The following is a 24455-nucleotide window of genomic DNA, read 5'->3' on the forward strand; positions in this document are numbered from 1 at the left end:
AACATTGATAAGTGTAAATTTAATCTCGCTTATTTTTGAACTTTTGGAAATTTGATATGAACAGTGGTCGATTGACCTTCAACACTAGAAATCCAGACCTGTCCACGGTACAATTCTGCTACTTTTTTAGCAATAGAGAGACCGAGTCCATTGCCACCTTGTTGACGACTTCTTGATTTATCAACGCGGTAAAAACGATTAAACACTTGATCGATTTCATCTTTAGGAATACCGATTCCACTATCGCTTATTTCAATCAATACATCACCCTTATTATCAACTTCAGTTGATACTGTGATATGTTTGTTTTCTTTATCGAATTTAATGGCATTATCTAAGAAGATAATGAGCATCTGTTCAAAGTGATAGTTGTTGATAGGATACATAAGATTCGCCTTAGTAAAGTCGGTTGTAAACATGTAGTCTGGATGCACTTTTCTAAGGCTTGATAAACGACTTTCAATCTCATCATTAATGTTAACCAAATCGGGTTGTACATACTCAGAACCTTCATTTTTAGTCAGTAGTAATAACTCTTCAACTAGACGATTGATTCGCTTTAATTCATCTATAGAGATACCGAGTGACTCATCGAGTACTTCAGGATTATTTCTCCCCCATCGATTGATCAACTGTAGGTGACCCTGAATAATTTGTAGGGGTGTTCTAAGTTCGTGTGAAGCATCTTCAACGAATTGCTTTTGCTGATTATAGGATTCCTCTAGGGCATCCATCATATTATTAAAGGATTCAATCATATAGTCTGTTTCAACAATATTCGTTTTTAGTTCCAAACGTTCAGCAAAGCCTTGGTTTTCAATCTTTTTCAGTTGATTGGTAAATCGACCGATGGGTTTAACCATCTGGATTGAAAAGAAGTAAGAAATAACAGACGTAAACGTGATAGATAAGAACCCGATAATTGTTGCGATGAACAGCATCATTCGAATAATTGTATTATACTCATTGAGCGGATGGATGACTGCAACATAGCCATGCCAAAAATCAGATTGAATCATCTGAGTCGCAACTAAATAATCATCCCCCTCAATACTTTTCTCATTAATCAAAGGGTTGTCCGATTGCTGGAAATCCAATTCAAAATACAATTCAGAACGCGCTGGCCATCTGTATACTTCCTCACCACTTAATGTATATAAAGCCATCTGTTGGTTGTCAATTAAGCTAGAGTATATGTCTCGCTCAGTAATGGTATTAAAAGCTTGATTGGCATAGAGCGTACTCACATCATCCAATGCCCTTGAAACAGATCGGTATTCTTGATCTTTTAAATAAACACTCGTGGCATAAATTAAAAGTGAACTAAATAAAAGATAGGTAATTGTAATGATAAGTATAGATAATTTTAGCCACTGGGAACGTAATGATTTGTTCGTATTCATTGTCGAATCACGTAACCGACGCCACGAACCGTTTCGATAACCTTATCCTTCTCGAAAGGTTTAAGCTTGTTTCTCAAATATCTGATGTATACATCGACGACATTGGTCTCAACTTCACTATCATAGCCCCAGATAATATCTAAAATCTGTTCTCTTTTCATAACAATACCAGTGTTCTTAGCAAGTAAATAAAGTAACTCATGCTCAGTTTTTGTCAGTTCAATCGGCTGATCATCAATCGATACAGTATAGGCGGTTGTATCGATTTGGATGCCATGTAATTCAACTGTGTCATGGTTCACTTCAACAGATTGGTTTCTACGCATTATCACGCGAAGACGCGCCAGTAACTCTTCTATTTCAAAAGGCTTAACAATATAATCATCTGCACCATAGTCTAGGCCGACAACCTTATCATAGGTCTCCCCTTTTGCTGTAATTATAATAATCGGCGTATTCTTCGTTTTTCTTAATTTACGACACACTTCTAGTCCATTCAGCTTTGGTAACATTAAGTCTAAAAGAATGGCATCGTAATCATTATCATAAGCAAGATTAAAACCTTCTTGCCCATCTTCTGCAATCGTTACTTCATAGCCTTCATGGCTTAATTCTAATTCGATAAAACGTGCTAAATTCGTTTCATCCTCTACTACTAATATTTTCGGCATCTTTACCCACCTCATTTTCTATAATATTATCATGAAAATGAAAACTAAAGAAATATGAGCATCAGTCATAAATACATATACATAAAAGTAAAAAAAGGGGCTGGGACAAAAACTCTGAATATATAGGGAAATAATAAATTATAATAGAAAAGCCGGACGTTAGACTTCTAGGGGAATAGCATCTGCGTGAGACTACAGGCTCACGCGATGCCCCAGAAAAGCTAACGTCCGGCTTATTATATGAAGGGAATTGTTTTGTCCCAACCCCTTTTTTACGATATAAAGATTAACTCACTATAGTAGATGGCGTTTCCATCATATAGCTCTGTTGTTTAATTAATAAGTTCTTTTTAACTTCAGGCCATTCGTCATCGATAATTGAATAGATAATCAGATTTCTAGGAACACCGTGTAGTGCACGTTCCTTTCTTATAATGCCCTCTTTTGTAAAACCAATGCGTTCGATCGCTTTGTTCGAACGCTCATTTCTTTCATCTGCTCGTACTTGAACCCGCATGAGGTTCAATACCTCAAAACAATATTCGAGTAATAGGAATTTGCTGTCGGAGTTAATGAAGGTGCGCTGGGCTTTAGTACCAAACCATGATGCACCGATTTCACAGCTCTGACGCTCGTAATCAATATGTTGGATTCTCGTCGAGCCAACGACTTCTCCTGTAGATTTTAAGACGACAACAAAGGGAATTGTATTCATCTCACCACGTAAGTCTATGGCACTTTGAATCCATTCACGCATTGTATCTTCTGTAGTCGCTTGAAAAAGCATATAAGTCCAAATACTGTCATGGTTTATTGCCTGTAATTCTTCTGCATGACTGAGTTGCATCGGAAGAAGTCTAATTCTGTCGTTTTCAAGTGTGATGTTTTCATATAAATTTATCACCATAAAATCACCTGCCGTCTTAAAATATTTCTAAAGCAAATCCATTATAATTCGCCTACTCACCTTTAGCAATCAAAAAAAATTACGGCTCCGATCTTAAAATCGAAGCCGCTTTTTAAACTTGTTGTGCATGAGCGCACTGGTGCCAAAAACAACGGCAAGACCGATGATGACACCGGCTAAGACGTCGGTTGGATAATGGACACCGAGGTAAACTCTTGAAGACGAAATCATCAAGATGAAGGTAGCGCAAATGGTCATTAATAGCGCCTTATTATTTAAATTTGTTTCTTTTATGACGTGAGCAACGGAACCAAAAAATATGGTGGAACCGACTGCATGGCCGCTCGGAAAACTGAAACCTGAGATTTCAATTAATCTTAAAAAGCTTGGACGTTCTCTATCAAAAGAATTTTTTAATACTGGGATTAAAACTGTTGAAATCAACATTGAAATAATGAAAAACAGTGTATGAATTTTAAGTTTATACAGCATTAAGATAGAAATCATTATTAATGACATAACAATCATAGATAAAAGTTCACCAAGCTGAGTAAAACCTAGCATTAATGCTGTGGTAATGAAGCTTTCAGAGGCATAGATAAATTCATAGACTTCTCGGTCGATCCAGCGGCCGAGCCTAGACTCATGGAATATTGCTATGACACCAAAAATTAAAGTGAACACTAAAAATAAGGATATTTTCTTTTGTCGGCTCACTTCTCTGCCTCCTCGATTAGCTTATCTGCGAATTCACTTGGTTGATAAGCGTGTTTAAACTGTGTCATTTTAATCGTAATTTCACTGTAATTCTCATCGATGTGTGTCAATTTATTTTGTAGGTTGTCTAGATTTAAATCATCTTCTTCAATTACTTCTGCATAGCCATGCTTTTTAAAATGCTTGGCATTTTGGATTTGATCCCCACGACTTTGATCTAAACCAAGTGGAATTAAAACCATTGGTTTTTTAGCGAGCAGAAATTCAAAAATTGCATTTGAACCTGCTCTTGAAATTACAACATCAGAAATTGCGAGTAGATGCTTTAAATCCTCATCTGCATACTCCAGTTGAAGGTAGCGATCATGCTTCACACTGTCGTTTTTGTTTCCCTTACCCGTAAGGTGAATAATTTGATATTTGTCACACAGTGTCGACAAGTGACTCCATACAAATTCATTGATTTTCTTTGAACCAAGTGAGCCACCCATTATTAATAGAACTGGCGTTTGACTTGTGAAATGGCTGATCTCATAGCCAGTTTCGTTATTACCAGTATTCAGTTCTGTTCTTAATACTGGTCCTAAGTATTCTGCCTTTACGTCAGTGAAATGACGTGTTGTTTCTTCAAATGTACAGAAGACCTTAGTTGCAAATTTACTTGCAATTCTATTTGCTAATCCAGGTGTTAAGTCGGATTCATGTATATAGACAGGGACATCTTTTGCCGCTGCTGCTAAAACGACAGGGACTGAGACAAAGCCGCCCTTAGAAAAGACGAATAAGGGTTGTTCTTGTTTTAAGATTTTTTTTGCATCAGTCACACCTTTTAAAACTTTAAAGATGTCTTTAAGATTCTCAAAAGATAAATAGCGTCTTAGCTTTCCACTTGAAATTTCATGGAATGGAATATTAGTGGTGCCAATAATTTCTCTTTCTATTCCTTTTTTAGAACCGATGTAATGTGGATCTATCCCTCTTTCTATAAGTTCAGGAATAAGTAATTTATTGAGCATAACGTGCCCGACTGTTCCACCACCAGTGAGCATTGCTTTTTTATTTGTAGAAACCATAAGCGCCTCCATAATACTTGTTAATCTTAACTTTAAACTATTTAGATAAGCTCTACAAGAAAAATTCCGTACAAGATTATTGTACGGAATTTAGTCTTATTCTTCTGTCTCTTCGCTATCATCTCTAAGGTTTTGTTCTTCCTCTTCAACAACAGGAATGTGTGTGGCATTATTTCTCGCTTCTTGTTCAATTTCCATAATAGACATGTCGCTATTAATGTAATCAATTAAATAGTTGAGCTGAGCATCCTCTTCTTGGATGAGTGATCTAACATCTGAAATAATACTTGTTGTTGTTTCGCCAGTTACGATACCGTCTACTGGTAAATCGTTGGCATTTTGATAGGCTTCAACCTGACTTGTAAGTTCTTCATCGAAGGTCGAATTAAATGTTGAAATATCATAGCCGAGTGCATCAAGAGCGACTTTAATAGACAAGATTTTCTCATTTGTTTGACCTTCAGTGAACACTTCATCTTCAGTGAGCAGTTCGATTCTGTAGTGATCAGGTGTGATCAGCTCAATATCCGGTGTAATACCTTCATCTTGTACCCATGTCTTATTCGGTGTTAGCCATTTAGTATTCGTATATTTCAACATGGAATTGTCTTTAAATTCACTCGTTCTTTGTACGACACCTTTACCGAATGACGTTGTACCGACTGTTTTAATGTCGATTAAGTCAGATAGTGCACCTGTAAACACTTCTGAAGCACTTGCTGAACCCTCATTGATGAGTACATAGACTTCATCGAACTGCTCAGCATTCGGATTCTTTTCATTCTCTGTGAGGAGTTCTTGCTGATTACCTTGATTATCTTCAAGGTAAAGTGCAGTGGTGTCCTTATCAACGAATTGGTTAATTAGTGTCACTGCTTCGTTTAAGAGTCCACCTGGATTATAACGGAAGTCGATAACGAGTTCTTCTACCCCATCTTCTGCAGCTTGATTAAAGAACCTCTCAAACTCTTCAGTCGTGCCTTGTTGGAATCTGTTAACAGAGATGTGCCCGACGCCTTCAATTTCTTCATACGTTACACTATCAATGTGTATAGTATTACGGGTAATAGTGATATCACTTGGACTAGCTTCACCGCGTTGGATCGTTAAGGTGACATCTGTTCCCTTTTCTCCACGAATCAACTGGACAGCCTCAGTTGTTGTCATACCTTCTATTGACTCCCCATCAACTGCAAGAATCTGATCGCCTGGTTCTAGACCTGCCTCTTCAGCGGGCGACCCTCTCATTGGACTAGAAATTAAGATTTTGTTGCCTTCTTGCATGATTTCAGCGCCAATACCTTCGAAGTCACCTGTAATACTTTCTTCAAATTCTCCAGTCTCGTCGATATTCATATATTCACTATAAGGGTCATCTAAACCTTCAACCATACCTTTAATTGATGATTCAATTAGAGCATCTTGATCAACATCTTCATAATAGTTTTCAGTTAAAGTGTCATAGACATTATATAGCTTGGCAAATTCAGTACGCGTATCAGTGCCAACGTTAACTGCGCGCTCTTGGTTATTAGACATCGCGACAGCTGAAATCACTACGCTGATTATAATCGTCGTCAGTATAATAACGATAAACCAAAAGACATTAATCTGTAGAGATTTAAGCCTATGGCCGACATTCTTTTCATTGTTTTCTTCGCTCAACTTATGCACCTAATTTCTACTACGTATATTACTCATATATTATCAGTTTCTTTCATCAAATAAAAGAAAGAACAGTGAAATCACTGTTCTTCGATAAATGGTACTGCTGCATCAAGTGCAACTTCAATCATATCGTTGAATGTTGTTTGTCTTTCCTCAGCAGTTGTTACTTCTCCAGTTATTAAGTGGTCAGAGATTGTTAAGATTGCTAACGCTCTTGCTTTGTACTCTTGAGCGATTGTAAATAAGGCTGCTGACTCCATCTCAACTGCAAGTACACCGTAATCTGCAAGTTGTTTTGTGTCAGTCTTAGTATCATAGAATGAATCGGCAGTATAAACGTTACCTACCTTAACATCTAATCCACGCTTTTTAGCTTCATTGTAAGATGTTAATAGTAAGTCAAAGTCTGATGTTGGTGCATAAGAAACATTGTTGAAAAGTTTAGCATTTTGATAAGAATCTGTCGTTGCACTTTGGGCAATGACAACATCTCTAACTTTTACTTCTTCTTTAAGGGCACCAGCAGTACCAACACGAATTAAGTTCTTAACACCGTATTCACGCATAAGCTCGTGAATGTAAATAGATATAGATGGGACACCCATACCTGTACCTTGAACTGAAATTCTTTTACCTTTGTATGTCCCGGTATAACCGAACATGTTACGAACTTCGTTATAGCAAACAACATCTTCTAAAAATGTTTCAGCAATATACTTTGCACGTAGTGGGTCACCTGGTAGTAAAATAGTGTCTGCAATATCGCCTTGTTTTGCATTAATGTGAATACTCATCTTGTCATCTCCTTAAGATTTTAGCCATTCTTTATATTCAAAAAAACTTTCATCGAACGTATCTAATGATATATGAAGATAAGGGTTCTTTTCAAGATAATCTGAAATTTCTCCGTAATCTTTTGAGTGCTTGGGAAATGATAGATCTTCTGAAATGTGTGTTGCAAGTTTACCGATGTCCGTTTTTGCACCCACTTCAGTTTTCATATATTGGTAATATGAGCGATCTTTCATCTATTTATTTTCTTCCAACAAATTGACAAACTCACCGTAACCTTGACTCTCGAGCTCACTTTTTGGAATGAAATCAATTGCCGCTGAATTAATGCAGTAGCGAAGTCCACCTGTTTCCTTTGGACCGTCAGGAAAAACATGGCCTAGATGTGAATCAGAGCTCTCACTTCTCACTTCTGTACGACGCATACCAAAAGAAGTGTCTACATGTTCAGAAACATCCCCTTCATCAAGAGATTTAGAGAAGCTTGGCCAACCACATGATGAATCAAATTTATCTTTAGATGTGAATAGAGGTTTTCCACTTAACTTATCTACATAGATACCTTCTTCAAAATGCTTCCAGTATTCATTTTCAAATGGTGCTTCCGTTCCATTTTCTTTCATGACCTGACGTTCTAAGTCAGATAATTCTTCTACACTTTTTCTTGCCATTATTTTTCACCCCATATATTTTCTATAAATCCTTGGCGACCAGAACCTTTATAATACGCCTTGTAGTGACCTTGGTTTTTCTTGTAGAAGTCTTGGTGCTCCTCTTCTGCTGGATAGAAGTTTTTATAAGGTAGCACTGGCGTTTTAATTGGGCCAGGGAAAATGTTTTGTGAATCGAGTTCTTCTATGACTGCTTCTGCAGTTTCCTTTTGTGCTTGATCGTGATAGAAGATTGCTGGTCTGTACTGTGGACCTCTGTCTCCAAACTGACCGTTAGTATCAGTCGGATCAAATGTTTTAAAGAAGATTTCTAAAACTTCTCTATAGGAAATGATAGAGTCATCAAATTCAACTTGAACAGCTTCTACGTGATCTGTTGTTCCTGTTGAGATTAATTCATATGATGGATTTTCTTCTTCACCGTTAGAATAGCCTGATGTAATCTGTTTCACACCGTCCCACTGATCAAATGGTTTAACTAAACACCAGAAACATCCGCCGGCTAAAGTTGCTATTGTCATAATGTGCCTCCTAGAAAATGTTGTTAATTGAAAAATACCATGTGTCGGCTTCATAGTCTATTTTGTTGACTTGTAGGCCGATGCCAAAATACTGTTCAAAGATCTTCGTATCAATGATAAGTTCTTTTTTACCATCCGCCATGGTGATCCCTTCAGGTAAATCTAAAAAGGTCTTAAGTGCAGAATATAAGGTGTCTTCACTTAAGGGTAAATCCGCTAAGTTTAAGTCTGTTAATGGAATGACAATGTTGTCGCCATCAACAATTGGTGCACCTCGAACTGATGAGCGAATGGGAATGCCTAAGACCCGAGATTCAATATTGACCGTTACTCCTGATGTGTCTATGTCAACATTAAAGTTTTCATAGGGTAGATTGTCATTGATTAGTGTTTCTATTGTTTGGTTCGGTAAGATGGATGTAAGTGCTTGAGGCGAATTTTCTGTTCCCGTCAAATCACTTTCCTCATAGTCCTGGTTAAAAAATGAGGCGACAATGACAACGATAATTAGGTTGATTAAAAGTAGCGTAAAGAATAATATCATCCATAGTTTGTGCATCATACTTTACCTTCTCACAAGATGATAAAAGGTATGAGGATATATATTCTTATCATCTACTACGCCTTTTTCTTCGTCTTTAATTTCCCAATCATTCATATTATAATTCGGGAAAAATGTGTCACCGCCGAAAGTCTCATCAATGACTGTGACATACATCTCGTCAACTATATGCATGGTTTGTTCGTAGATGGTTGCTCCACCGAAGATAAATACTTTACCAGGAAGTTTTTCAATCTCATCAATGTGATGAATGATTTCAACACCATCTCTTTGATAGTTTTTATCAGAAGTTAAAACGACATTTGTCCGATTTGGTAAGGGTCTCCCTAGAGTATCGAATGTTTTTCTTCCCATGACGATAGTTTGATTGGTTGTCAGCTTCTTAACATGCTTTAGGTCATTTGGCAGTGACCAAGGCATGTCGCCATTAAAGCCGATAACATTTTGATTAGCGTGTGCAACAATTAATGCAACCATAGTGCCTCCTAAACTGCAATCGGCGCTTTAATAGCCGGGTGCGATTGATAATCTATAATTTCTAAGTCTTCATATTCCAAGTCAAATATTGATTTGTCAGTGTGAATGACAAGTTTTGGAGGGTCATAGCTCGTGCGTTCAAGCTGTGTATTGACTGCTTCAAAATGATTAGAGTAGATATGGGTATCACCAATTGTGTGAACAAACTCCCCAACCTCATAACCCGTTTCACGAGCAATTAAACAAAGCAGTAAGCTATAACTGGCAATATTAAACGGTACCCCTAAAAATACATCGCCTGAGCGTTGATAGAGCTGTAAGCTTAACTTATTTTCACTGACGTAAAATTGGAAGAGTGTATGACAAGGCGGCAGTGCCATCGTGTCGATTTCAGCTGGATTCCATGCACTGACAATATGACGTCTCGAATCAGGTTTAGTTTTAATCCCCTCAATCAAATTTTTGATTTGATCGATGGCGACGCCGTCTTTGCCTTCCCAATGACGCCATTGTTTACCGTAGACGTTACCTAATGTGCCGTATTTTTGGCTAAATTCATCATCGTTTAAAATACGTGCTTTAAATTTCGCCATTTCTTCATCATAAACTGCTTTAAAGTCCGGGTCTTTCAAGGATCGGTGTCCAAAGTCAGTCATATCTTCACCATGATAATCATTAGACTCTACATAATTTTTAAAGGCCCATTCATTCCAAATATTATTATTGTATTCAAGTAAATACTTGATGTTCGTATCGCCTCTTAAGAACCAGATTAGCTCTGTTGCAAGTAATTTAAAAGATACTTTCTTGGTCGTTAATAAGGGAAACCCTTCACTTAAATCAAAGCGCATCTGATGACCGAAAATTGATTTTGTACCTGTATTTGTGCGATCATTCTTAGTCGTTCCCGCATCTAGTATGCGTTCGAGTAACTGGTGATAAGCTAGGTCAAAGGAATTCATAAAACCACCCTTTTCTTTTATAGTTTAATTCTATATAATTAATATTAATGAATGAGTAAAACAATTAGTTTGGAGTGCTGAAGATGGAAATCTTATTTACAATTGGTTTATCTTTACTAGCATTATACATGATTAGTATGTGCATTTACGAATAAGTCATTCTAAAAGTGTAAAAAAGGAAAGGGAATATTCCCTTTCCTTTTTATTTTGCACAATGTGTATCAAAAGCGTCTTTGATGTCTGTCATAATATCTTCGATAGCTCTGTTCTCTATATCTGAACGACCTAAGAAACTTACGAGTTCCTGTCCTTTAAATAAGGCCATAGATGGACTCGATGCAGGTTCATCTATATACTCTCTTAGCGTTTCAGTTGCAGGTCTTTCTTGACCAGCGAAAACTGTTGCCAAACGGTCTGGCTTAATCGGATTTTGGCTGGCAACTGTTACTGCTGCTGGACGCGCTAAACCTGCTGCACAACCACAAACGCTATTAATCACAACAAAAGTGGTCGTATCATCATTTGCGTCTTTCATATATTGATCTACGTCCGATGGCTCTAAGAGTTCAGTAAAGTCATAGTTCGTTAGTTCTCGTCTCATCGGTTCTGCTATTTCTCTCATGTAAGCTTGATATGCATCCATACTTATCTCTCCCTGTTCTGCATTTGTTTCCACACACTGCCGAGTGCTGACTCGCCTTGTTCGATTCTCGTAATCGCCATTTCTATTTGTAATCTGACGTCATATTGAGGGTCGTTTTGGTGTGTCCTTAAAATAGGTAGACTTGATTCATCACCGGTCTCATAGATAAACATCGCTGCACGCCAACGGATGATCGGGCTTTTGTCATTTAGGGCTTGGTACATATCATCTAGCCCTTCTTTAAAGCCTAAGTCACTATAAGCATCTGCTGCCGTACGTCTAACAGGAATCGCTTTGTCTTCTATTGCTTTATTTAAATAAGGCAAGGTGTTTTTAGACTCAATCATCGCCAAGAGGCCAACCGCCATACGACGTACTTGAAGCTTTTCATCTTCTAGTGCATAAGCTAAAAACTCATAGTCACTTTCATCTGGTGTGTCGTAGTGATTTAACATATACAGACGAGTTTTCCAGTCCGGTGCATTTTTAAAGTCATCTATTGATACTTTAAAGTATTTTTTCGGTTCTGGCTGAATTTTTGCTTGAGCCTCTTTAATTAATTGATCGAGTCGCTCCATAGGGTAGAGCGCATCCATTTCTTCAGTCAACTCATCAAGGACTGCTTCGCTCGTACCATATCTGACTTGTAAATCCACCCACTTACGGCCGAAGATAATATTGTCTTCAGGAAGTGTCGCTTGTTCAACCGCCTGTGTAAATTTTTCAGATAAAGCACGACGATGTTCCTCACCATCATTTATTTTTAATTGATAAGGAATATTTTTAAACATGAGCACCTGAGCGGTCACTTCACCAAAGTTAGACTCAGGTGTTAGACTTTTTTTGAATCACTATCCGAGCCTTCGTTAAATACCGCTTCAATTTGTGGAATTAAAGTGTCCCAATCCACTTTAGGACTCTTATCTACTGATATAAAATCCATAGCATGAAAGACGCTCGTCACATCTTCTAATTCTAAAACACGCGCAATAAAAGCTGGCGTATCTTCTGTGATTTCTCTATACGTCGATGATTTCATATCGTCTTTCGGTTCACTTACAGTAATTTTCATAGTATTTGGACTTGGTGTTGGTTCTATTCTTACAATTTCCATATTGTTGCCTCCATCTATAATTTGTTACCTTGCATTTTCATTTCAATACCCACTGAGCATTCACTGATACAAAATGCATGAGCACTGGCCTTGCTGCCTTCCTCACGATTTCTTTGTTTAAGCAGGCAGCCTTTACAATATCTTTTCTCTAAGTAATTAATTTTTTCAAGTGCTTCTGTGTTCATTGTCATACCTCATTACTAAAATTCGCTAGTGACATACTTCTATTTAATAATTATAGACTTTTCTTCTCTTTATATAAACGGTCTTTTGCAATTTGATCTGCTCGACTGTTCTTCTTTCTCGGTGTATACGAAACGATAAACATATCCATATGCCGTGTCAATCCAATGACCTGATCAAAATAAAATTTAAATACTTTATTTTTGACGAAGTTTTTATCGAACGAATCAACAATAATTTTAGAATCAGTATAAACGATTAGTGAGGTAATTTTAAGTTTTAAGGCTTCTTCTACTCCAAAGGCCAAACTTGCCCATTCCGCTTGGTGGTTATCCATCTCTCCTAAGAATATGGAGGCACTGTGGTCAAGTTTTTCACCCGTAATCACAATTCCACCCGCTGAGAGCTTTGGCGACATACTAGCAGCAGCGTCAAAATACATGATTGCCATAATTATACTAACTTCAATGAACCTAAGTATTTTTCAGTGATTCTTAGGTCATAGTCCTGGAGTACTTTAATCGTTTGAGCTTCATCATAGATATAATGACTATTGGCTAGAAGCTGATCCATTTTTAAAGGCACATCCTTAATGATTTCAGCAAGACGAAGTGACATATTTAGTGACTCTAAGTCAGCCTGTATTTTGTCTTGCATTTTTGGTGTGAGTGTATCAAGTGTGTTTAGAAGATTTTCAACTGAGCCATGTGTCTGAATTAATTTTAAAGCTGTCTTCTCTCCGATACCCTGAACACCTGAATAGCCGTCGCTCGTATCACCCATCAAGGCTTTCACATCAATAAACTGCCGTGGGTGAATGCCGAACTGTTCTGTAAAAGTCGCCATATCGTAGTGATGATACTCTGTATAGCCTTTTTTTGTTAAAAGTATTTTATTGGTGTTGTTAATTAACTGTAGAAGGTCTCTATCTCCACTGACAATAGTTAAGTCATCTATATGTGTAGAGACCGTCCCTATCACATCATCGGCTTCATATCCGATGACGCCTTCTTGATGAAAGCCGAGGTCGTGCATGACGTTTTTAATCAGATCGAACTGGGGTTTTAATTCCTCAGGCGGTGCTGGACGGTTTGCTTTATAACCATCGAACCACTCATTACGAACTGATTTTGAGCCCATATCCCAGGCGATGATCACATTTTTTGCACCGGTAATTTCTAAGAGTTTAAAGGTATGTCTCAACATGCCTTGTACACCGTTTGTTGGTTGGTCTTTACTGTTATACATGAATTGATTACGAAAGCTCGTAGCAAAAAAATGTCTAAATAAGAGTGCCATGCCGTCGATGATGATAGTTTGTCCAGTCATTACTTCACTCCTCTATTATTAAATCAGTAAGATTACTATAAAGTGTTTGATCGGCTTTATAATCTTCTTCTGAAATTTCTTTTACAGGTTCTCTTAGCGCTTTATAAACTTGAGCTTTTTCATCCATAAATTGCAAATCCAGTCGTTCAAGATAGTCTTTTGTTAAGGAAACCATATCACCTTCAAGTGCCTCTATATTAATACTCGCACTTAAGTCCTTCGCTAAATCGAGTAAGGTATTTCTAAAGCTTGATGAATCCTTACGGTTTTTATAGAGTGCCTTTTCATATGATTGAAGCACAGTTTCGTCAATTTGAATTTTGGGTTCATCCGCATATGCGGTGTCTATTGATAATGAACCAGCACTACCAAATTCACCGAGACGTTCATTAAACTGTATCAATCTTTGATTTGTTAAATTATCTGCTTGTCTATAAATCGCATTAAAGGCAACGCCAGTTTCCAGTGTTAAATAGCTATCGATATTTTTACTAACCAAGGCAGAATGTTTACTCAGATAGTGCTTATCTCTCATCTCAGAAACTGTAATTAAACCTTTTAGATGATCATAGACTTGAAGTTCTAAACGTTTTGGTAGATAAGTTAAGATAATATCAATTTCTTGCTTTAATACTTTTATAAATTGCTTGGCGCTCAAGCTTTCTATCTCTGACTTTAGCGCATTTCTACCTTCAATAATTCTTTGGCGCTCTTGTCCACTATCTTCAAACTGTTTAATATTACTAGCAACAGTATTGATTAACTGATTTGTCATTTCACTTAATGTTCTTAATTGAACATTCCTTGCTTGTTGATCAGCGATTTTTCTGATGTCAGTTTTCGCTAGATCGAAGTCGTGATCACCAGATTGGATCGCTTTTTTAGAAGACACAGGATATATAACATGTTTAATCTGTAATTTATTTAAGGCATTCGCCATATAGTCGATGACTTTTTCCTTGTCGTCTTCTGACTTCATAAGATCTACCGCGTTAATAATAAAAATCAGCGGGAAATCTTCCCCTTTTAATGATTGAATATATTTCAAGAAGGTTTCGTCTGAACGTGAAAATACATGATTGTAATAAGAAACATAAATAATCATATCACTTTGACTGATGATATCTCTTGTTTCTGATGTATGTCTTTGGTTGATTGAATTGATACCTGGTGAATCAATGAGATTATAATGCTTAGTAATTTCATTAGGAATAGATACATTTGCTTTATGAATGAAGGTGGCATCCTCATCATTACTAATCATTTCTATTAAGGTATTTGTATCAAAATCTTGCTTACTATTTAGAATAGGTTCGTATTGATCGTATTTATTTAACAAGCCTCTAAGTAAGGGTTTATAAGTTTCTTGAACTTTATCAATGTTTGCTTTCATCCATTTTTTATAACCCTTTACTGTGTCATGTGTTTCACAAGATAAGGTTTGTAGTGTTTCAGTGAGATCTGCTTCTGACTTCATCTCCCCTGAACTCGACTTGTTATCGTTGATTTCTGTTATAGTCGCGGTCGTTGGATTCGGACTTGTTGTTAGACGGGCCTGACCCAGTAAGGCATTAATAAAGGTCGTCTTACCCGCACTAAAACCACCAAACACACTGATATTCGCCTTGCCAGTTTCTATTCTATGCACTTTATGATCAATTAAGTGCTTAAAGTTGTTATAGCGAGGTAAATTTTCTAGTTGTTGACTCACTTGTTTAAAATAATCAACTGAATATGTTTCATTATTATCGACAGTAAAATTATTATGTCTACTTTCTATATCTTCTTGAACTATATCTGTTGAAGTATCAATTTCGATTTCTTCTGTTAGATTCAGCTTATCTAATTCGTCATCCATATGAATATATAGATGCTGGTAGTTTTTTGTTGTAAGAGATTCGAGTAATTCAAGCAGTTGTTTGACTTCGACGTACAAAGATTTTTCATGTTCTAGTGTAGAAGATGCTTTTGTCTCCCCCATATTCTCAATCGTTAGTTGAGAGAGGTGGCTTTTTGCTTTTGTTGATACTTCTCTTTCTAAAGTAGATTTCAATTTGTCAAAGTAGTTTTTAATATAGCTCTGGTTTAAGGAAATATTTTCATCTTTTCCAAGTAAGTCGCTATGCCACTCATATTTAAAGGGTGGACCACTTAAGCCGAGTGTTTTATAGAGATTGTTCACATTGGCGTTGATTTCTGTATCGATAACTTTTTGGATGACTTCCTTTATATCATTTACAGATGTATTTAACATCTCTTCTTCTTTTTTCTTTTTACCAAATAGTCCTGTAGGTTTCTTTTCACCTGCTTGTATCTTTAAATATTCTATGATGGCATCCTTAACTTGATGGGGAAAAATATAAGCGTCTTTCACTAGCTTTCTTACATTATCCTTAACATGGTCTTCTAATACTGCTTGGTCGGATCTTAAATCGTCCAAATGTGCTTCGTTAATTTCTTGTTCCAAGTAATGGATTCGTTCTTTAGCACGTTCAAGGTTTAGTGGACGATCCGTATTTAAATTATGTTCAACCGCGTCTATCTTGTCTTCTAAGTATTCAATCTGTTTCTGTTCGATATTATGCATAATTCTCTGGTCGTATCGTTCGGCCATTTCCTTACGACTTTCTATTTCTTTAATATAAGTTTTTAAGTTGTCAATCTGGTTATAAGGTGTGTCGTATATAGATGTAGTAAAAATGTGTTCAGGATGAATGTCCCAATTATCTAGTGTACTTTTTACACGATTTAGAAATGTATCTAAAGTCAGTTCATGGTCATCATGCTTATCAATCTGATTGATGATGAGACATAGTGGAATGTTCAATTCCTGTATCTCTCTCAGGAGTTTTAAATTATGTTCGCTTTCCACATGATTATATTCCACAGTAAAGAAGATGACATCACTGTTAAGTAAAAAACGATTGGCAGATTCTTCGTGGCTACTTGTGTTAGAATCTACACCTGGTGTATCTTGAAACACTGTATTTATATTGAAATCATCATGTTGAACGTCCATTGTAATTGCTTGGATATCTAGATCTAGAGTGTTGAGAATTTTTAACTCATCATAATCATTTACTGTTGCATATTGATATTGATTAATAAAAGCCTCAATCTTATTATCTTCACTGATTTGAACACTGACTGTGTTACTTGTCGTTGGTACCGGTGATGATGGTAAAATATCCATACCAATTAAATGATTGATTAAGCTTGATTTCCCCGCAGAGTAATGGCCAATAAAAGAGAATACTAGTTGTTCGTTGTATGTCTTTTGTATGGCATGATCAATTTGAGATACAAGTACATCATTATCTGATTTTAGTATTTCTTTTTTTAACTTATATAAACGATTTAGTGTTTCTTTTTCTTCCCCTTGTGCTGACAACGATTACTTCACTCCCCAGTATTGGTAAAAGGTTGTTTCAATATAGCCATTAAATAATTTTCTGCGTTTTGTCGCTTTCTTCCCTACGATTTGTTCAAATTCTTTATTTGAAGTCATTAGATATACATTTAGGCTTGGGAAATTAGTCATTAGTTCCCCTATTTTGGCGTACATTTGTTCAACGGCTTTCGCCTCACCAATGCGTTCACCGTAAGGTGGATTGGTAATTATTTGTGCATGCTCATCAACATGATCTAAATCATGTATGTCTAATACGCCAAAATGAATATCATCATCTAGGCCGACTTCTTCTGCATTTTTCTTAGCAATCTTAATCATATCGCTGTCGATATCAGTCGCATATATTTTAACTTCCTTATCGTAATCAGCTTGTTCTTCACATTCAGTGCGTAACTGTGTCCATAAGTCTTCAGGGATAATATCCCATGATTCACTATCAAAACTGCGGTTAGAACCTGGTGCAATATTTCTTGCCATCATCGCTGCTTCAAGCGCAATCATTCCTGAGCCTGTAAATGGATCGTAGAGTGTATTTGTACCATCGTAGTTTGCAAGTTTTAACATGCTTGCAGCGAGTGTTTCCTTGATTGGTGCTTCCCCTTGCCCGACACGATAACCACGTTTATGTAGTGCATCACCACTAGTATCAACAGTAAGAATCGCGCGGTCTTTTAGTATATTAATATCGATTTTATATCTTGGTCCGTCTTCTGGTAGTTTCCCCGTCATTTTAAAGGCATCCTTTAAGTGTTCAACAATTGCCTTCTTCGTGATTCTCTGCACGTCAGGTACACTATATAAAGTCGACTTATGTGAACGTCCTGTTACTGGGAACATTGCATTAGGCCCGAGCACATCGGATAGTGGCAAAGCTTTAACCTTCTCGAATAGTTCGTCAAAGGTCTTGACCTCGAAGTCTCCAAGGATAATTCTAATACGGTCAACAGTACGTAACTTTAAGTTGGTTTCTACAATGGTCTTCTCATCCCCATTAAAATAAACACGTCCATTTTCTAATTCTGTTGAAAGCCCTAAAGATTTAATTTCTTCTGAAACCACTTTTTCAAGTCCCATCGGTGTATTAACAATAAATTTAAAGTTCATAAAAGAAGCTCCTAAAGTTTGATTTGTCTATATTATAGTATGAAAATAGGCATAAAAAAAGCTCTCCTGTTCGGAGAGCGTCTAGTCCGGTTTCTCTATAAGCCATGTTCTGTACCGCTGTGCTAATAGCGTGCACTAGTATACACTCGCACATTGGTGATAATCATCTGTCTATATTATTTAAAAATAATATCTCTCCGTCAGTTGAATTCCTGTTGGAAAGTGCTCCTACCTAATTTGGATTGCTCACTCGAGGGGTTTACCGCGTTCCACCTTCAGCATTTCTTTTGAAGTTCGTCACTGTGGCACTTTTAAAGCTACTCTATTCATATGATAAAATCACTTAGAATATTTCACAGCCGTCAAGATATAAATATCATTGCCCAGACTTATTGTTTCGTCTGGCACGAACACTACGATCATCTCAGATCGTGTGAGCATGGACTTTCCTCTATACATCAAAATGCATAGCGATTATCCGAGTTACCGTTCATTTACTTGCTGTTTACTTTTCTGATTTACCAAATACCTGTTTTTCAAGACTAGATAAACGTTTTAAAATATCGATTTGTTGACTCTGCCCACCAGAACCTTGAGTTCTAGAATTGGTTGCTACCCTCACACGAAGATCTTCAACCTCTTTTTTTAGACGAGCGTTTTCTTCTTCTAATTTCTTAATGTTGTTATTCATGTCTGCCATTTTTTGATAGTCGCTGATGACATCATCAAGAAAACTATCTACTTCGATCGGTTTAAAACCTCTCACCGATTTTTCGAATTCCTTTTCGAATATATCTTTAGCAGACAGCTTTAGCGTATAATCACTCATCTCTTACACCTCTCAACTATCATATCTATCGTTGACGAAATAATTAATATCGTCAAATTGTATTCTTTCAATATTATACTGATTCTTCTCATTTAATTCAAGCATAAGACTAAATATATATTTTAAGTTTGTCTCTGTTTCACTATCATAGACAATATAACCATAGTCTGTATGTTCAGTAATAAAGGCATTAATGGCTCTAAACATTGATGGGTCCTTATAGGGCCGGTCAAAGATGAATTTATGGAAATCAGCGTGTGCTAAAATATTATTGAGTTCGATCTTATGGCTTTCAGAATAGCGGTCATCAAATTCATGAAATGGCTTTAAGACGCCGAGCTTAATATCATAGTCTTTTTTTAAGTCTATAATTTCATTGGCTGCGTACATTTCTATACCTGTGTAGCCTTGAATAATAAACCATTCAGTACCTTCCTCAATTAAGCGAATAATTGAGGACCTAAGAAAGTCTCTTAATACTTTTACTTCAGGTTGACTATCCTTAAAGATACCGAGTTCATAATGCCGGTAGCCTGTAATGAAAACTCTCATATTAAACCTTCTTTATGGGCATGGTTAATCCACATATTTATATATTTGTATTTTTCATGATACAGCTTTAAACTAAAACGTGAAATATGACAACTCATTAAGAGTTCCATAAGCTCTTCAAACATTGTATTTTTAACCTTTTCAGTTAAACGATGATCAGTGTTGAAGTTTTCGATGTTATAAGCAAGCTTTTTATTTTTATCGAGAAAAGGTTTGATGTCTTGGTCGAAATCGAAGACTTCTCCTTCCCTGCTGAGTGCATAACGTCGATCGAGTTCATCTAAAAGATGACGATAGTCTTCGAATGTATACTCACTTGACATTCCTTTTTCACCACCTATAATAATGAAATGTTAATCAAATTCTAATAAATATATTATAATTAGTATATATAATAATAGTTTGGAGTGCGAATAAATGAAATATCCTCAGGGAATTAAAGCACGTCAAAAACCAAAATCAAATGGCAAAGTGTCTTATGGCCAACGCGGGATGACCTTAGAGAAGGATATTGATAAGACGAATCAGTATTATTTGGATACGAAAAAAGCGGTTATTCATAAGAAGCCAACACCGGTCCAAATCGTTAATGTTGATTATCCTTCTAGAAACAAAGCAAAGATTACTGAAGCGTATTTCAAGGTTCCGTCAACTAGTGACTATAACGGCATATATAAAGGGAAATACATCGACTTTGAAGCGAAGGAAACTCGTAATAAAACACGCTTTCCTTTCATTAATATACACGCCCATCAAGTCGAACATATGAGAGCGTGTCATAATACCGGTGGCATTGTCTTTTTAATTATTAAGTTTACAGTCTATGATGAAGTATTTCTTTATCCTTTTGAACATTTTGTCAAACATTGGGACAACTTTATGGCTGATGGACGTAAATCAATACCTTATGAAGATATTAAAAATGAGAGTATTTTACTACCAATAAAATACAATCCGCGTTATGATTATTTAGCTGCACTTGAAGAATTTTATAGTGAAATGGAGTAATATATATGGAATCGAATTTTAAAAGGAGCAAAGACCCGAAAAATAAAGATAAGAATCGGTCTAAAAGCTCATCTAAATCATCGATTATAAAAAAGGTACTATTATATGGTGGACTGATTGCATTAATTGGATTAGTTATCGGTGCAGTCTTATTTGCCTACTACGCTTCACAGGCACCCGCCTTTAGTGAAGAAAAGTTAAAGGACCCTGTCCCAGCGGAAATATACGACCGTAATGATAATTTAGTCACCACCTTGCATACTGGACAAAAACGGGAGTATGTCAGCATTGAAGATGTACCTGACCACGTGACTGATGCCGTCTTAGCGATTGAAGATAATCGTTTCTATGAACACGGTGCGATGGACTTTGTTAGGTTGGGTGGTGCAGTCATTTCTAACTTTACAGATGGCTTTGCCTCTCAAGGTGCGTCAACAATTACACAACAAGTAGTTAAACGTGCCTTCTTAACTGAAGAACAGACGCTAGAACGTAAAGCTCAAGAAGCATATTTAGCCTACCGACTTGAACAAGAGTATTCAAAAGATGACATTTTAGAGATGTACTTAAACAAAATATACTATTCAGATGGTATATACGGTATTCGTACAGCAAGCCTCTACTACTTTGATAAGGAACTTGCAGATTTAAACTTAAAAGAAGCGGCGTACTTAGCAGGTTTATCTAACCTGCCTAACGTTTACAACCTTTACGTTGATCCAGAAGCCGCACAGTCTAGAACAGAAACAGTCCTATACATGATGTTAGAACATGAGAGAATTACACAAGAACAGTATGATGAAGCGATGAACACAGACTTAACAGCAAACTTAGTTCAACGTGATGAGTCAGATCGAGCCGTTGCTGAAGAAGAAGATCCTGAATATGCATCTTACATTAATTACGTTAAGACAGAAATCCAACAACATGATGAATTTAGAAACAGAGATATCAATGAAGTCTTAAATAGTGGAATTAAGATCTATACCAATATGGATTCTGAAATTCAGTCGTATCTACAAAATATGGCTAACAATAGAAACTATTACTACAATGAGAAGTTCCAAAGTGATGACTTTAATCTAGCATCAACCATCTTAGATACAAATTCTGGTGGCTTAGTAGCAATGACTGGTGGCCGTGATTACCAAGAAGTTGTGGATCAAAACTTGTCATTAGTTCAACATAATGTCGGTTCAACTATGAAACCATTCTTAAGTTACGGACCTGCAATTGAGCATATGGACTGGGCAACAAATCACCAACTACAAGATGAACAATCATACAACCCTGAAGATAGTCCAAACAACACGGTATATAACTATGACAATCAAGGACACGGTAATGTCACTATGAGAGATGCCTTGAGACAAAGTTTCAACGTCCCAGCAGTTAAAGCCTTTGAAGCGGTTCAGGAAGAAGCGGGTAACGATGTACCTAGAGAATTCGCAAAAGAAGTTGGTTTAGATTACGATACTAAGCTTGACGGTGAATACACAGTATCATTTAATGATGTACTCGGTGGTGGAGAATCTCGATTCAGTCCCCTACAGATGGCACAAGCCTATGCAACTTTAGGTAATAATGGTGAATTCAATGAAGCACAATCCGTTCGTCACATCGTCACTGATGAAGGTGAGACTGTCGAGTTTGAAAATGAATCCCATCAAGCCATGAAAGATTCAACAGCTTACATGTTAACAGATATGTTGAAAGATACTTTTGCAAACAATGGTAGTGCAGACTACATTCAAATGAATGGCCTAAACATTGCAGCGAAAACAGGTACAACATCACTAGATACTTCCATACTTGAAGAAAATGATCTGCCTTCAAACAGTGCCAAAGACGCTTGGATTGTTGGATATACACCAGAATATACAATGAGTGTATGGACAGGATTCGATAATGCCAATGCAGGATATTCAGAAGACAAGCTATTCATCGGAACAGATGAACACATTACACCACAGTGGTTCTTTAGAGATATTATGCAGTACATTAGTACATTTAATGGCCAGGACTTTGAACAGCCAGACTCCGTCGAACAGATTAATGGTAACGAGCTTGCTGTTGCAGATGCGAGTGGCGGTGGATTATTTAACAGAAATAATAACTCAAATAATAACTCAAATAATAATTCAAACAGTAACTCTAATAGTAATAGCAATAATGATAGCGATAGTAACAGTGATTCATCAGGCGGTGCCTGGTCTTGGCAATATAACGAAGATGGGGAAATTGAAACTGAAGGTGACGTGCCAGAAGGTGAATTACCGGATGATGCAGAACTCGCAGAACCATCTGAAGACAGCGGATCTTCAACGACTGAAGAAGAACCAACTGATGAGGAGACCGAATCAGAATCAAGCAGTGAACCAGAACCTGACTCTGAACCTGCGGCAGAATCCGAATCAAATTCATCATCAGAAGAAGAATCCACTACTACAACTGAAGAGGAAGAATAAAAAAACGCTAGACTCTTTCCTGAGAGTCTAGCATTTTTTATGGGTACGTGTATGAAGTGGTGATGAAGAATGCTCATCACCAACCAAACACAAACCCCGTAAATATCACGACTACTTTACCAGACCTTTTTTCAAGCGTTTTTGCCCTTCTCTACACTCTTCTAAGAGCGGACACTCATGACACTTAGGTGCCCTGGCTAAACAGTGGTATCGTCCAAAGAAGATGAGTTGATGATGGGTCTTACTCCATCTTTCAGGCGGAATTTTGCGCATTAAGGTCTCTTCTACTTCTAAGGGTGAATCTTTATAACGTGCGATGCCTAAGCGTTTAGAAATGCGTTCGACATGGGTGTCAACAGCAATTCTTGGCGTGTCAAAAGCTACAGATAATACAACATTTGCAGTCTTTCTACCCACACCAGCTAAGGAAATTAGGTCATCGTAGTTATTGGGAATTTCTCCATTGAATTTTTCGATTAAGTCTCTGCATAATTTTTGGATATTTTTTGCCTTATTACGATAAAGTCCAATCGTCTTTATATATGACTCAATTACTTCGACGTCGACTGCTAAATAATCTTCTGGAGTTTTAAATCTTTCAAATAAGCCTTTAGTCACTCGGTTTACACCAACATCTGTCGTCTGTGCACTAAGTAAAACTGCAATCGTCAACTCGAAGGGGTTCGTGTAGTTTAATTCTGCTTCTGCCTCTGGAAACATCTCCGCAATCACATCGATCATTTCCATTGTCTTTTTCTTACTCGTTGTCAAGTCTTTCCCCCCGATCTAGCCATGAAATTACAGGTAAGCCTGTTCCTTTTTGGTCTTCACTTTTTGATGTACTTAGTAAAATTCGTTCAACATATTGCAGCGATGTAATATTCGATTTATATGCCACGTCTACAGCATTCATTATATCTTCAACTTGATAGTTAGAATCATTAATCCAACTGTTTAGACGCTGATACTCATTTGGACTAATCGTACGGCCATAGAGATTTTCAATATAGTCGAACATTTCTCTTAATGATTTTTCATCTTTTTGTGGTGCTTCAACAGTGTTATAAATAAAATCTTCTAAACGCTTGTATAAAGGTTCAAAGTTAAAGCGTTCAACATAGCCATCTTCTTTTTTTATGGTCTGGAGTTCGATGCACTTTTCTTTAATTAACAATTGAATAATCCGAGTGAGTTCACTTTGATTTAGTGTGGTGCCCTTAATCAGTTCACTAAATTCAGGGGCTTCGTCTGTCTGACGATCATTTTCAATCATCTTTATTAGGATAATTAAACTTTGTTCGTCTAATCCTAATTCACTATAGTGATCAAGTAAGATTTTGTTTACCGGAACTGTAATGTATTTAATATAAGATTGTTCCATAGAATAAT

Annotated in this window: 28 protein-coding genes and 1 other RNA gene; 2 read left to right on the forward strand and 27 right to left on the reverse strand. The window is 36.8% G+C overall.

What is annotated here, in order from left to right; translation table 11 throughout:
- Window positions 1-29 precede the first annotated feature (29 nt).
- The 25 genes from JEM45_RS01720 to JEM45_RS01835 form a co-directional block, all read right to left on the reverse strand.
- Entirely contained in the window at window positions 30-1403 is a 1374-nt protein-coding gene (locus tag JEM45_RS01720; RefSeq protein WP_166626698.1) for a sensor histidine kinase, read from the reverse strand.
- Window positions 1400-2074, reverse strand: coding sequence for a response regulator transcription factor (locus tag JEM45_RS01725; protein ID WP_198687636.1), 675 nt, complete (start codon window positions 2072-2074; stop codon window positions 1400-1402). Before JEM45_RS01725 ends, JEM45_RS01720 begins: the two co-directional genes overlap by 4 nt.
- A 286-nt stretch (window positions 2075-2360) precedes the next feature.
- On the reverse strand, window positions 2361-2981 hold the full coding sequence (locus tag JEM45_RS01730) for a GNAT family N-acetyltransferase (protein ID WP_166626697.1): 621 nt from the start codon (window positions 2979-2981) through the stop codon (window positions 2361-2363).
- A gap of 93 nt (window positions 2982-3074) precedes the next feature.
- Window positions 3075-3698: a phosphatase PAP2 family protein gene (locus tag JEM45_RS01735; protein ID WP_026866291.1), complete on the reverse strand. Its 624-nt coding sequence runs from the start codon at window positions 3696-3698 to the stop codon at window positions 3075-3077.
- Window positions 3695-4771: an undecaprenyldiphospho-muramoylpentapeptide beta-N-acetylglucosaminyltransferase gene (locus tag JEM45_RS01740; protein WP_166626696.1), complete on the reverse strand. Its 1077-nt coding sequence runs from the start codon at window positions 4769-4771 to the stop codon at window positions 3695-3697. The genes JEM45_RS01735 and JEM45_RS01740 overlap by 4 nt, the downstream gene beginning before the upstream one ends.
- Before the next feature lie 96 nt (window positions 4772-4867).
- A complete protein-coding gene (locus JEM45_RS01745) occupies window positions 4868-6445 on the reverse strand; it encodes a S41 family peptidase (protein ID WP_370545377.1) in 1578 nt (525 codons plus the stop codon).
- A 71-nt stretch (window positions 6446-6516) separates the two neighbouring features.
- Entirely contained in the window at window positions 6517-7233 is a 717-nt protein-coding gene (gene deoD / locus JEM45_RS01750) for a purine-nucleoside phosphorylase (protein WP_026866293.1), read from the reverse strand.
- Window positions 7234-7245: 12 nt separating this feature from the next.
- Window positions 7246-7467: a YozE family protein gene (locus JEM45_RS01755; protein WP_026866294.1), complete on the reverse strand. Its 222-nt coding sequence runs from the start codon at window positions 7465-7467 to the stop codon at window positions 7246-7248.
- Complete coding sequence (gene msrB, locus JEM45_RS01760; RefSeq protein WP_026866295.1) at window positions 7468-7902, reverse strand: peptide-methionine (R)-S-oxide reductase MsrB; 435 nt, start codon at window positions 7900-7902, stop codon at window positions 7468-7470.
- Entirely contained in the window at window positions 7902-8423 is a 522-nt protein-coding gene (gene msrA, locus JEM45_RS01765; protein WP_166626695.1) for a peptide-methionine (S)-S-oxide reductase MsrA, read from the reverse strand. Before msrA ends, msrB begins: the two co-directional genes overlap by 1 nt.
- 10 nt (window positions 8424-8433) lie before the next feature.
- Window positions 8434-8985, reverse strand: a complete 552-nt coding sequence (locus JEM45_RS01770; protein ID WP_198687638.1) for a DUF2140 family protein — start codon at window positions 8983-8985, stop codon at window positions 8434-8436.
- Between the two features lie 3 nt (window positions 8986-8988).
- Window positions 8989-9462: a dihydrofolate reductase gene (locus tag JEM45_RS01775; protein WP_026866298.1), complete on the reverse strand. Its 474-nt coding sequence runs from the start codon at window positions 9460-9462 to the stop codon at window positions 8989-8991.
- 8 nt (window positions 9463-9470) lie between these two features.
- Complete coding sequence (locus JEM45_RS01780) at window positions 9471-10424, reverse strand: thymidylate synthase (RefSeq protein WP_198687639.1); 954 nt, start codon at window positions 10422-10424, stop codon at window positions 9471-9473.
- A gap of 202 nt (window positions 10425-10626) precedes the next feature.
- On the reverse strand, window positions 10627-11067 hold the full coding sequence (locus tag JEM45_RS01785) for a BrxA/BrxB family bacilliredoxin (RefSeq protein WP_166626692.1): 441 nt from the start codon (window positions 11065-11067) through the stop codon (window positions 10627-10629).
- Between the two features lie 2 nt (window positions 11068-11069).
- Entirely contained in the window at window positions 11070-11858 is a 789-nt protein-coding gene (locus JEM45_RS01790) for a virulence factor (protein WP_370545378.1), read from the reverse strand.
- A gap of 41 nt (window positions 11859-11899) precedes the next feature.
- Window positions 11900-12181: a NifU N-terminal domain-containing protein gene (locus JEM45_RS10990; protein ID WP_370545379.1), complete on the reverse strand. Its 282-nt coding sequence runs from the start codon at window positions 12179-12181 to the stop codon at window positions 11900-11902.
- Between the two features lie 14 nt (window positions 12182-12195).
- Window positions 12196-12366: a zinc-finger domain-containing protein gene (locus tag JEM45_RS01795; RefSeq protein ID WP_084145695.1), complete on the reverse strand. Its 171-nt coding sequence runs from the start codon at window positions 12364-12366 to the stop codon at window positions 12196-12198.
- 50 nt (window positions 12367-12416) lie between these two features.
- A complete protein-coding gene (locus tag JEM45_RS01800) occupies window positions 12417-12815 on the reverse strand; it encodes a ribonuclease HI family protein (RefSeq protein WP_198687640.1) in 399 nt (132 codons plus the stop codon).
- A gap of 2 nt (window positions 12816-12817) precedes the next feature.
- Entirely contained in the window at window positions 12818-13693 is an 876-nt protein-coding gene (locus tag JEM45_RS01805) for a 5'-3' exonuclease (RefSeq protein ID WP_166626691.1), read from the reverse strand.
- 4 nt (window positions 13694-13697) lie between these two features.
- Window positions 13698-17084, reverse strand: coding sequence for a dynamin family protein (locus JEM45_RS01810; RefSeq protein ID WP_198687641.1), 3387 nt, complete (start codon window positions 17082-17084; stop codon window positions 13698-13700).
- A gap of 3 nt (window positions 17085-17087) precedes the next feature.
- Window positions 17088-18209 carry a THUMP domain-containing class I SAM-dependent RNA methyltransferase gene (locus JEM45_RS01815; RefSeq protein ID WP_198687642.1) on the reverse strand — a complete coding sequence of 374 codons (1122 nt, stop codon included), beginning with the start codon at window positions 18207-18209 and terminating at the stop codon, window positions 17088-17090.
- 93 nt (window positions 18210-18302) lie between these two features.
- Window positions 18303-18695: RNase P RNA component class B (rnpB, locus tag JEM45_RS01820), an RNA gene on the reverse strand.
- 19 nt (window positions 18696-18714) lie between these two features.
- The gene (gene gpsB / locus JEM45_RS01825) at window positions 18715-19038 is read right to left on the reverse strand and encodes a cell division regulator GpsB (RefSeq protein ID WP_026866305.1); all 324 of its coding nucleotides are present in this window, start codon (window positions 19036-19038) and stop codon (window positions 18715-18717) included.
- 12 nt (window positions 19039-19050) lie between these two features.
- Window positions 19051-19590, reverse strand: a complete 540-nt coding sequence (locus JEM45_RS01830; protein ID WP_166626688.1) for an SLOG family protein — start codon at window positions 19588-19590, stop codon at window positions 19051-19053.
- The gene (locus JEM45_RS01835; protein ID WP_198687643.1) at window positions 19587-19913 is read right to left on the reverse strand and encodes a DUF1798 family protein; all 327 of its coding nucleotides are present in this window, start codon (window positions 19911-19913) and stop codon (window positions 19587-19589) included. Before JEM45_RS01835 ends, JEM45_RS01830 begins: the two co-directional genes overlap by 4 nt.
- A 94-nt stretch (window positions 19914-20007) precedes the next feature.
- Between JEM45_RS01835 and recU the strand changes: the two genes are divergently transcribed.
- Complete coding sequence (gene recU / locus JEM45_RS01840; RefSeq protein WP_166626686.1) at window positions 20008-20598, forward strand: Holliday junction resolvase RecU; 591 nt, start codon at window positions 20008-20010, stop codon at window positions 20596-20598.
- A 5-nt stretch (window positions 20599-20603) separates the two neighbouring features.
- Window positions 20604-23066, forward strand: coding sequence for a transglycosylase domain-containing protein (locus JEM45_RS01845; RefSeq protein WP_198687644.1), 2463 nt, complete (start codon window positions 20604-20606; stop codon window positions 23064-23066).
- 111 nt (window positions 23067-23177) lie between these two features.
- Here JEM45_RS01845 and nth read toward each other — a convergent pair whose 3' ends face one another.
- Window positions 23178-23813: an endonuclease III gene (gene nth / locus JEM45_RS01850; RefSeq protein ID WP_166626907.1), complete on the reverse strand. Its 636-nt coding sequence runs from the start codon at window positions 23811-23813 to the stop codon at window positions 23178-23180.
- A 10-nt stretch (window positions 23814-23823) separates the two neighbouring features.
- The gene (locus JEM45_RS01855) at window positions 23824-24447 is read right to left on the reverse strand and encodes a DnaD domain protein (RefSeq protein WP_026866309.1); all 624 of its coding nucleotides are present in this window, start codon (window positions 24445-24447) and stop codon (window positions 23824-23826) included.
- Window positions 24448-24455: the final 8 nt, after the last annotated feature.

It is taken from the genome of Jeotgalicoccus sp. ATCC 8456 (genome assembly GCF_016313225.1).
Lineage (GTDB): Bacteria > Bacillota > Bacilli > Staphylococcales > Salinicoccaceae > Jeotgalicoccus > Jeotgalicoccus marinus.

What these genes read in the sequence shown, in the direction of transcription:
- JEM45_RS01835 (WP_198687643.1), bottom strand. Translation starts at nt 19,913, where the DNA reads ATGTCAAGTGAGTATACATTCGAAGACTATCGTCATCTTTTAGATGAA.
- gpsB (WP_026866305.1), bottom strand. Translation starts at nt 19,038, where the DNA reads ATGAGTGATTATACGCTAAAGCTGTCTGCTAAAGATATATTCGAAAAG.
- JEM45_RS01855 (WP_026866309.1), bottom strand. Translation starts at nt 24,447, where the DNA reads ATGGAACAATCTTATATTAAATACATTACAGTTCCGGTAAACAAAATC.
- JEM45_RS01755 (WP_026866294.1), bottom strand. Translation starts at nt 7,467, where the DNA reads ATGAAAGATCGCTCATATTACCAATATATGAAAACTGAAGTGGGTGCA.
- JEM45_RS01795 (WP_084145695.1), bottom strand. Translation starts at nt 12,366, where the DNA reads ATGAACACAGAAGCACTTGAAAAAATTAATTACTTAGAGAAAAGATAT.
- msrA (WP_166626695.1), bottom strand. Translation starts at nt 8,423, where the DNA reads ATGACAATAGCAACTTTAGCCGGCGGATGTTTCTGGTGTTTAGTTAAA.
- recU (WP_166626686.1), top strand. Translation starts at nt 20,008, where the DNA reads ATGAAATATCCTCAGGGAATTAAAGCACGTCAAAAACCAAAATCAAAT.
- JEM45_RS01800 (WP_198687640.1), bottom strand. Translation starts at nt 12,815, where the DNA reads ATGGCAATCATGTATTTTGACGCTGCTGCTAGTATGTCGCCAAAGCTC.
- JEM45_RS01730 (WP_166626697.1), bottom strand. Translation starts at nt 2,981, where the DNA reads ATGGTGATAAATTTATATGAAAACATCACACTTGAAAACGACAGAATT.
- JEM45_RS01830 (WP_166626688.1), bottom strand. Translation starts at nt 19,590, where the DNA reads ATGAGAGTTTTCATTACAGGCTACCGGCATTATGAACTCGGTATCTTT.
- JEM45_RS01790 (WP_370545378.1), bottom strand. Translation starts at nt 11,858, where the DNA reads ATGTTTAAAAATATTCCTTATCAATTAAAAATAAATGATGGTGAGGAA.
- JEM45_RS10990 (WP_370545379.1), bottom strand. Translation starts at nt 12,181, where the DNA reads ATGGAAATTGTAAGAATAGAACCAACACCAAGTCCAAATACTATGAAA.
- JEM45_RS01780 (WP_198687639.1), bottom strand. Translation starts at nt 10,424, where the DNA reads ATGAATTCCTTTGACCTAGCTTATCACCAGTTACTCGAACGCATACTA.
- nth (WP_166626907.1), bottom strand. Translation starts at nt 23,813, where the DNA reads ATGGAAATGATCGATGTGATTGCGGAGATGTTTCCAGAGGCAGAAGCA.
- JEM45_RS01815 (WP_198687642.1), bottom strand. Translation starts at nt 18,209, where the DNA reads ATGAACTTTAAATTTATTGTTAATACACCGATGGGACTTGAAAAAGTG.
- JEM45_RS01805 (WP_166626691.1), bottom strand. Translation starts at nt 13,693, where the DNA reads ATGACTGGACAAACTATCATCATCGACGGCATGGCACTCTTATTTAGA.
- JEM45_RS01845 (WP_198687644.1), top strand. Translation starts at nt 20,604, where the DNA reads ATGGAATCGAATTTTAAAAGGAGCAAAGACCCGAAAAATAAAGATAAG.
- JEM45_RS01720 (WP_166626698.1), bottom strand. Translation starts at nt 1,403, where the DNA reads ATGAATACGAACAAATCATTACGTTCCCAGTGGCTAAAATTATCTATA.
- JEM45_RS01770 (WP_198687638.1), bottom strand. Translation starts at nt 8,985, where the DNA reads ATGATGCACAAACTATGGATGATATTATTCTTTACGCTACTTTTAATC.
- deoD (WP_026866293.1), bottom strand. Translation starts at nt 7,233, where the DNA reads ATGAGTATTCACATTAATGCAAAACAAGGCGATATTGCAGACACTATT.
- JEM45_RS01775 (WP_026866298.1), bottom strand. Translation starts at nt 9,462, where the DNA reads ATGGTTGCATTAATTGTTGCACACGCTAATCAAAATGTTATCGGCTTT.
- JEM45_RS01785 (WP_166626692.1), bottom strand. Translation starts at nt 11,067, where the DNA reads ATGGATGCATATCAAGCTTACATGAGAGAAATAGCAGAACCGATGAGA.
- JEM45_RS01740 (WP_166626696.1), bottom strand. Translation starts at nt 4,771, where the DNA reads ATGGTTTCTACAAATAAAAAAGCAATGCTCACTGGTGGTGGAACAGTC.
- msrB (WP_026866295.1), bottom strand. Translation starts at nt 7,902, where the DNA reads ATGGCAAGAAAAAGTGTAGAAGAATTATCTGACTTAGAACGTCAGGTC.
- JEM45_RS01725 (WP_198687636.1), bottom strand. Translation starts at nt 2,074, where the DNA reads ATGCCGAAAATATTAGTAGTAGAGGATGAAACGAATTTAGCACGTTTT.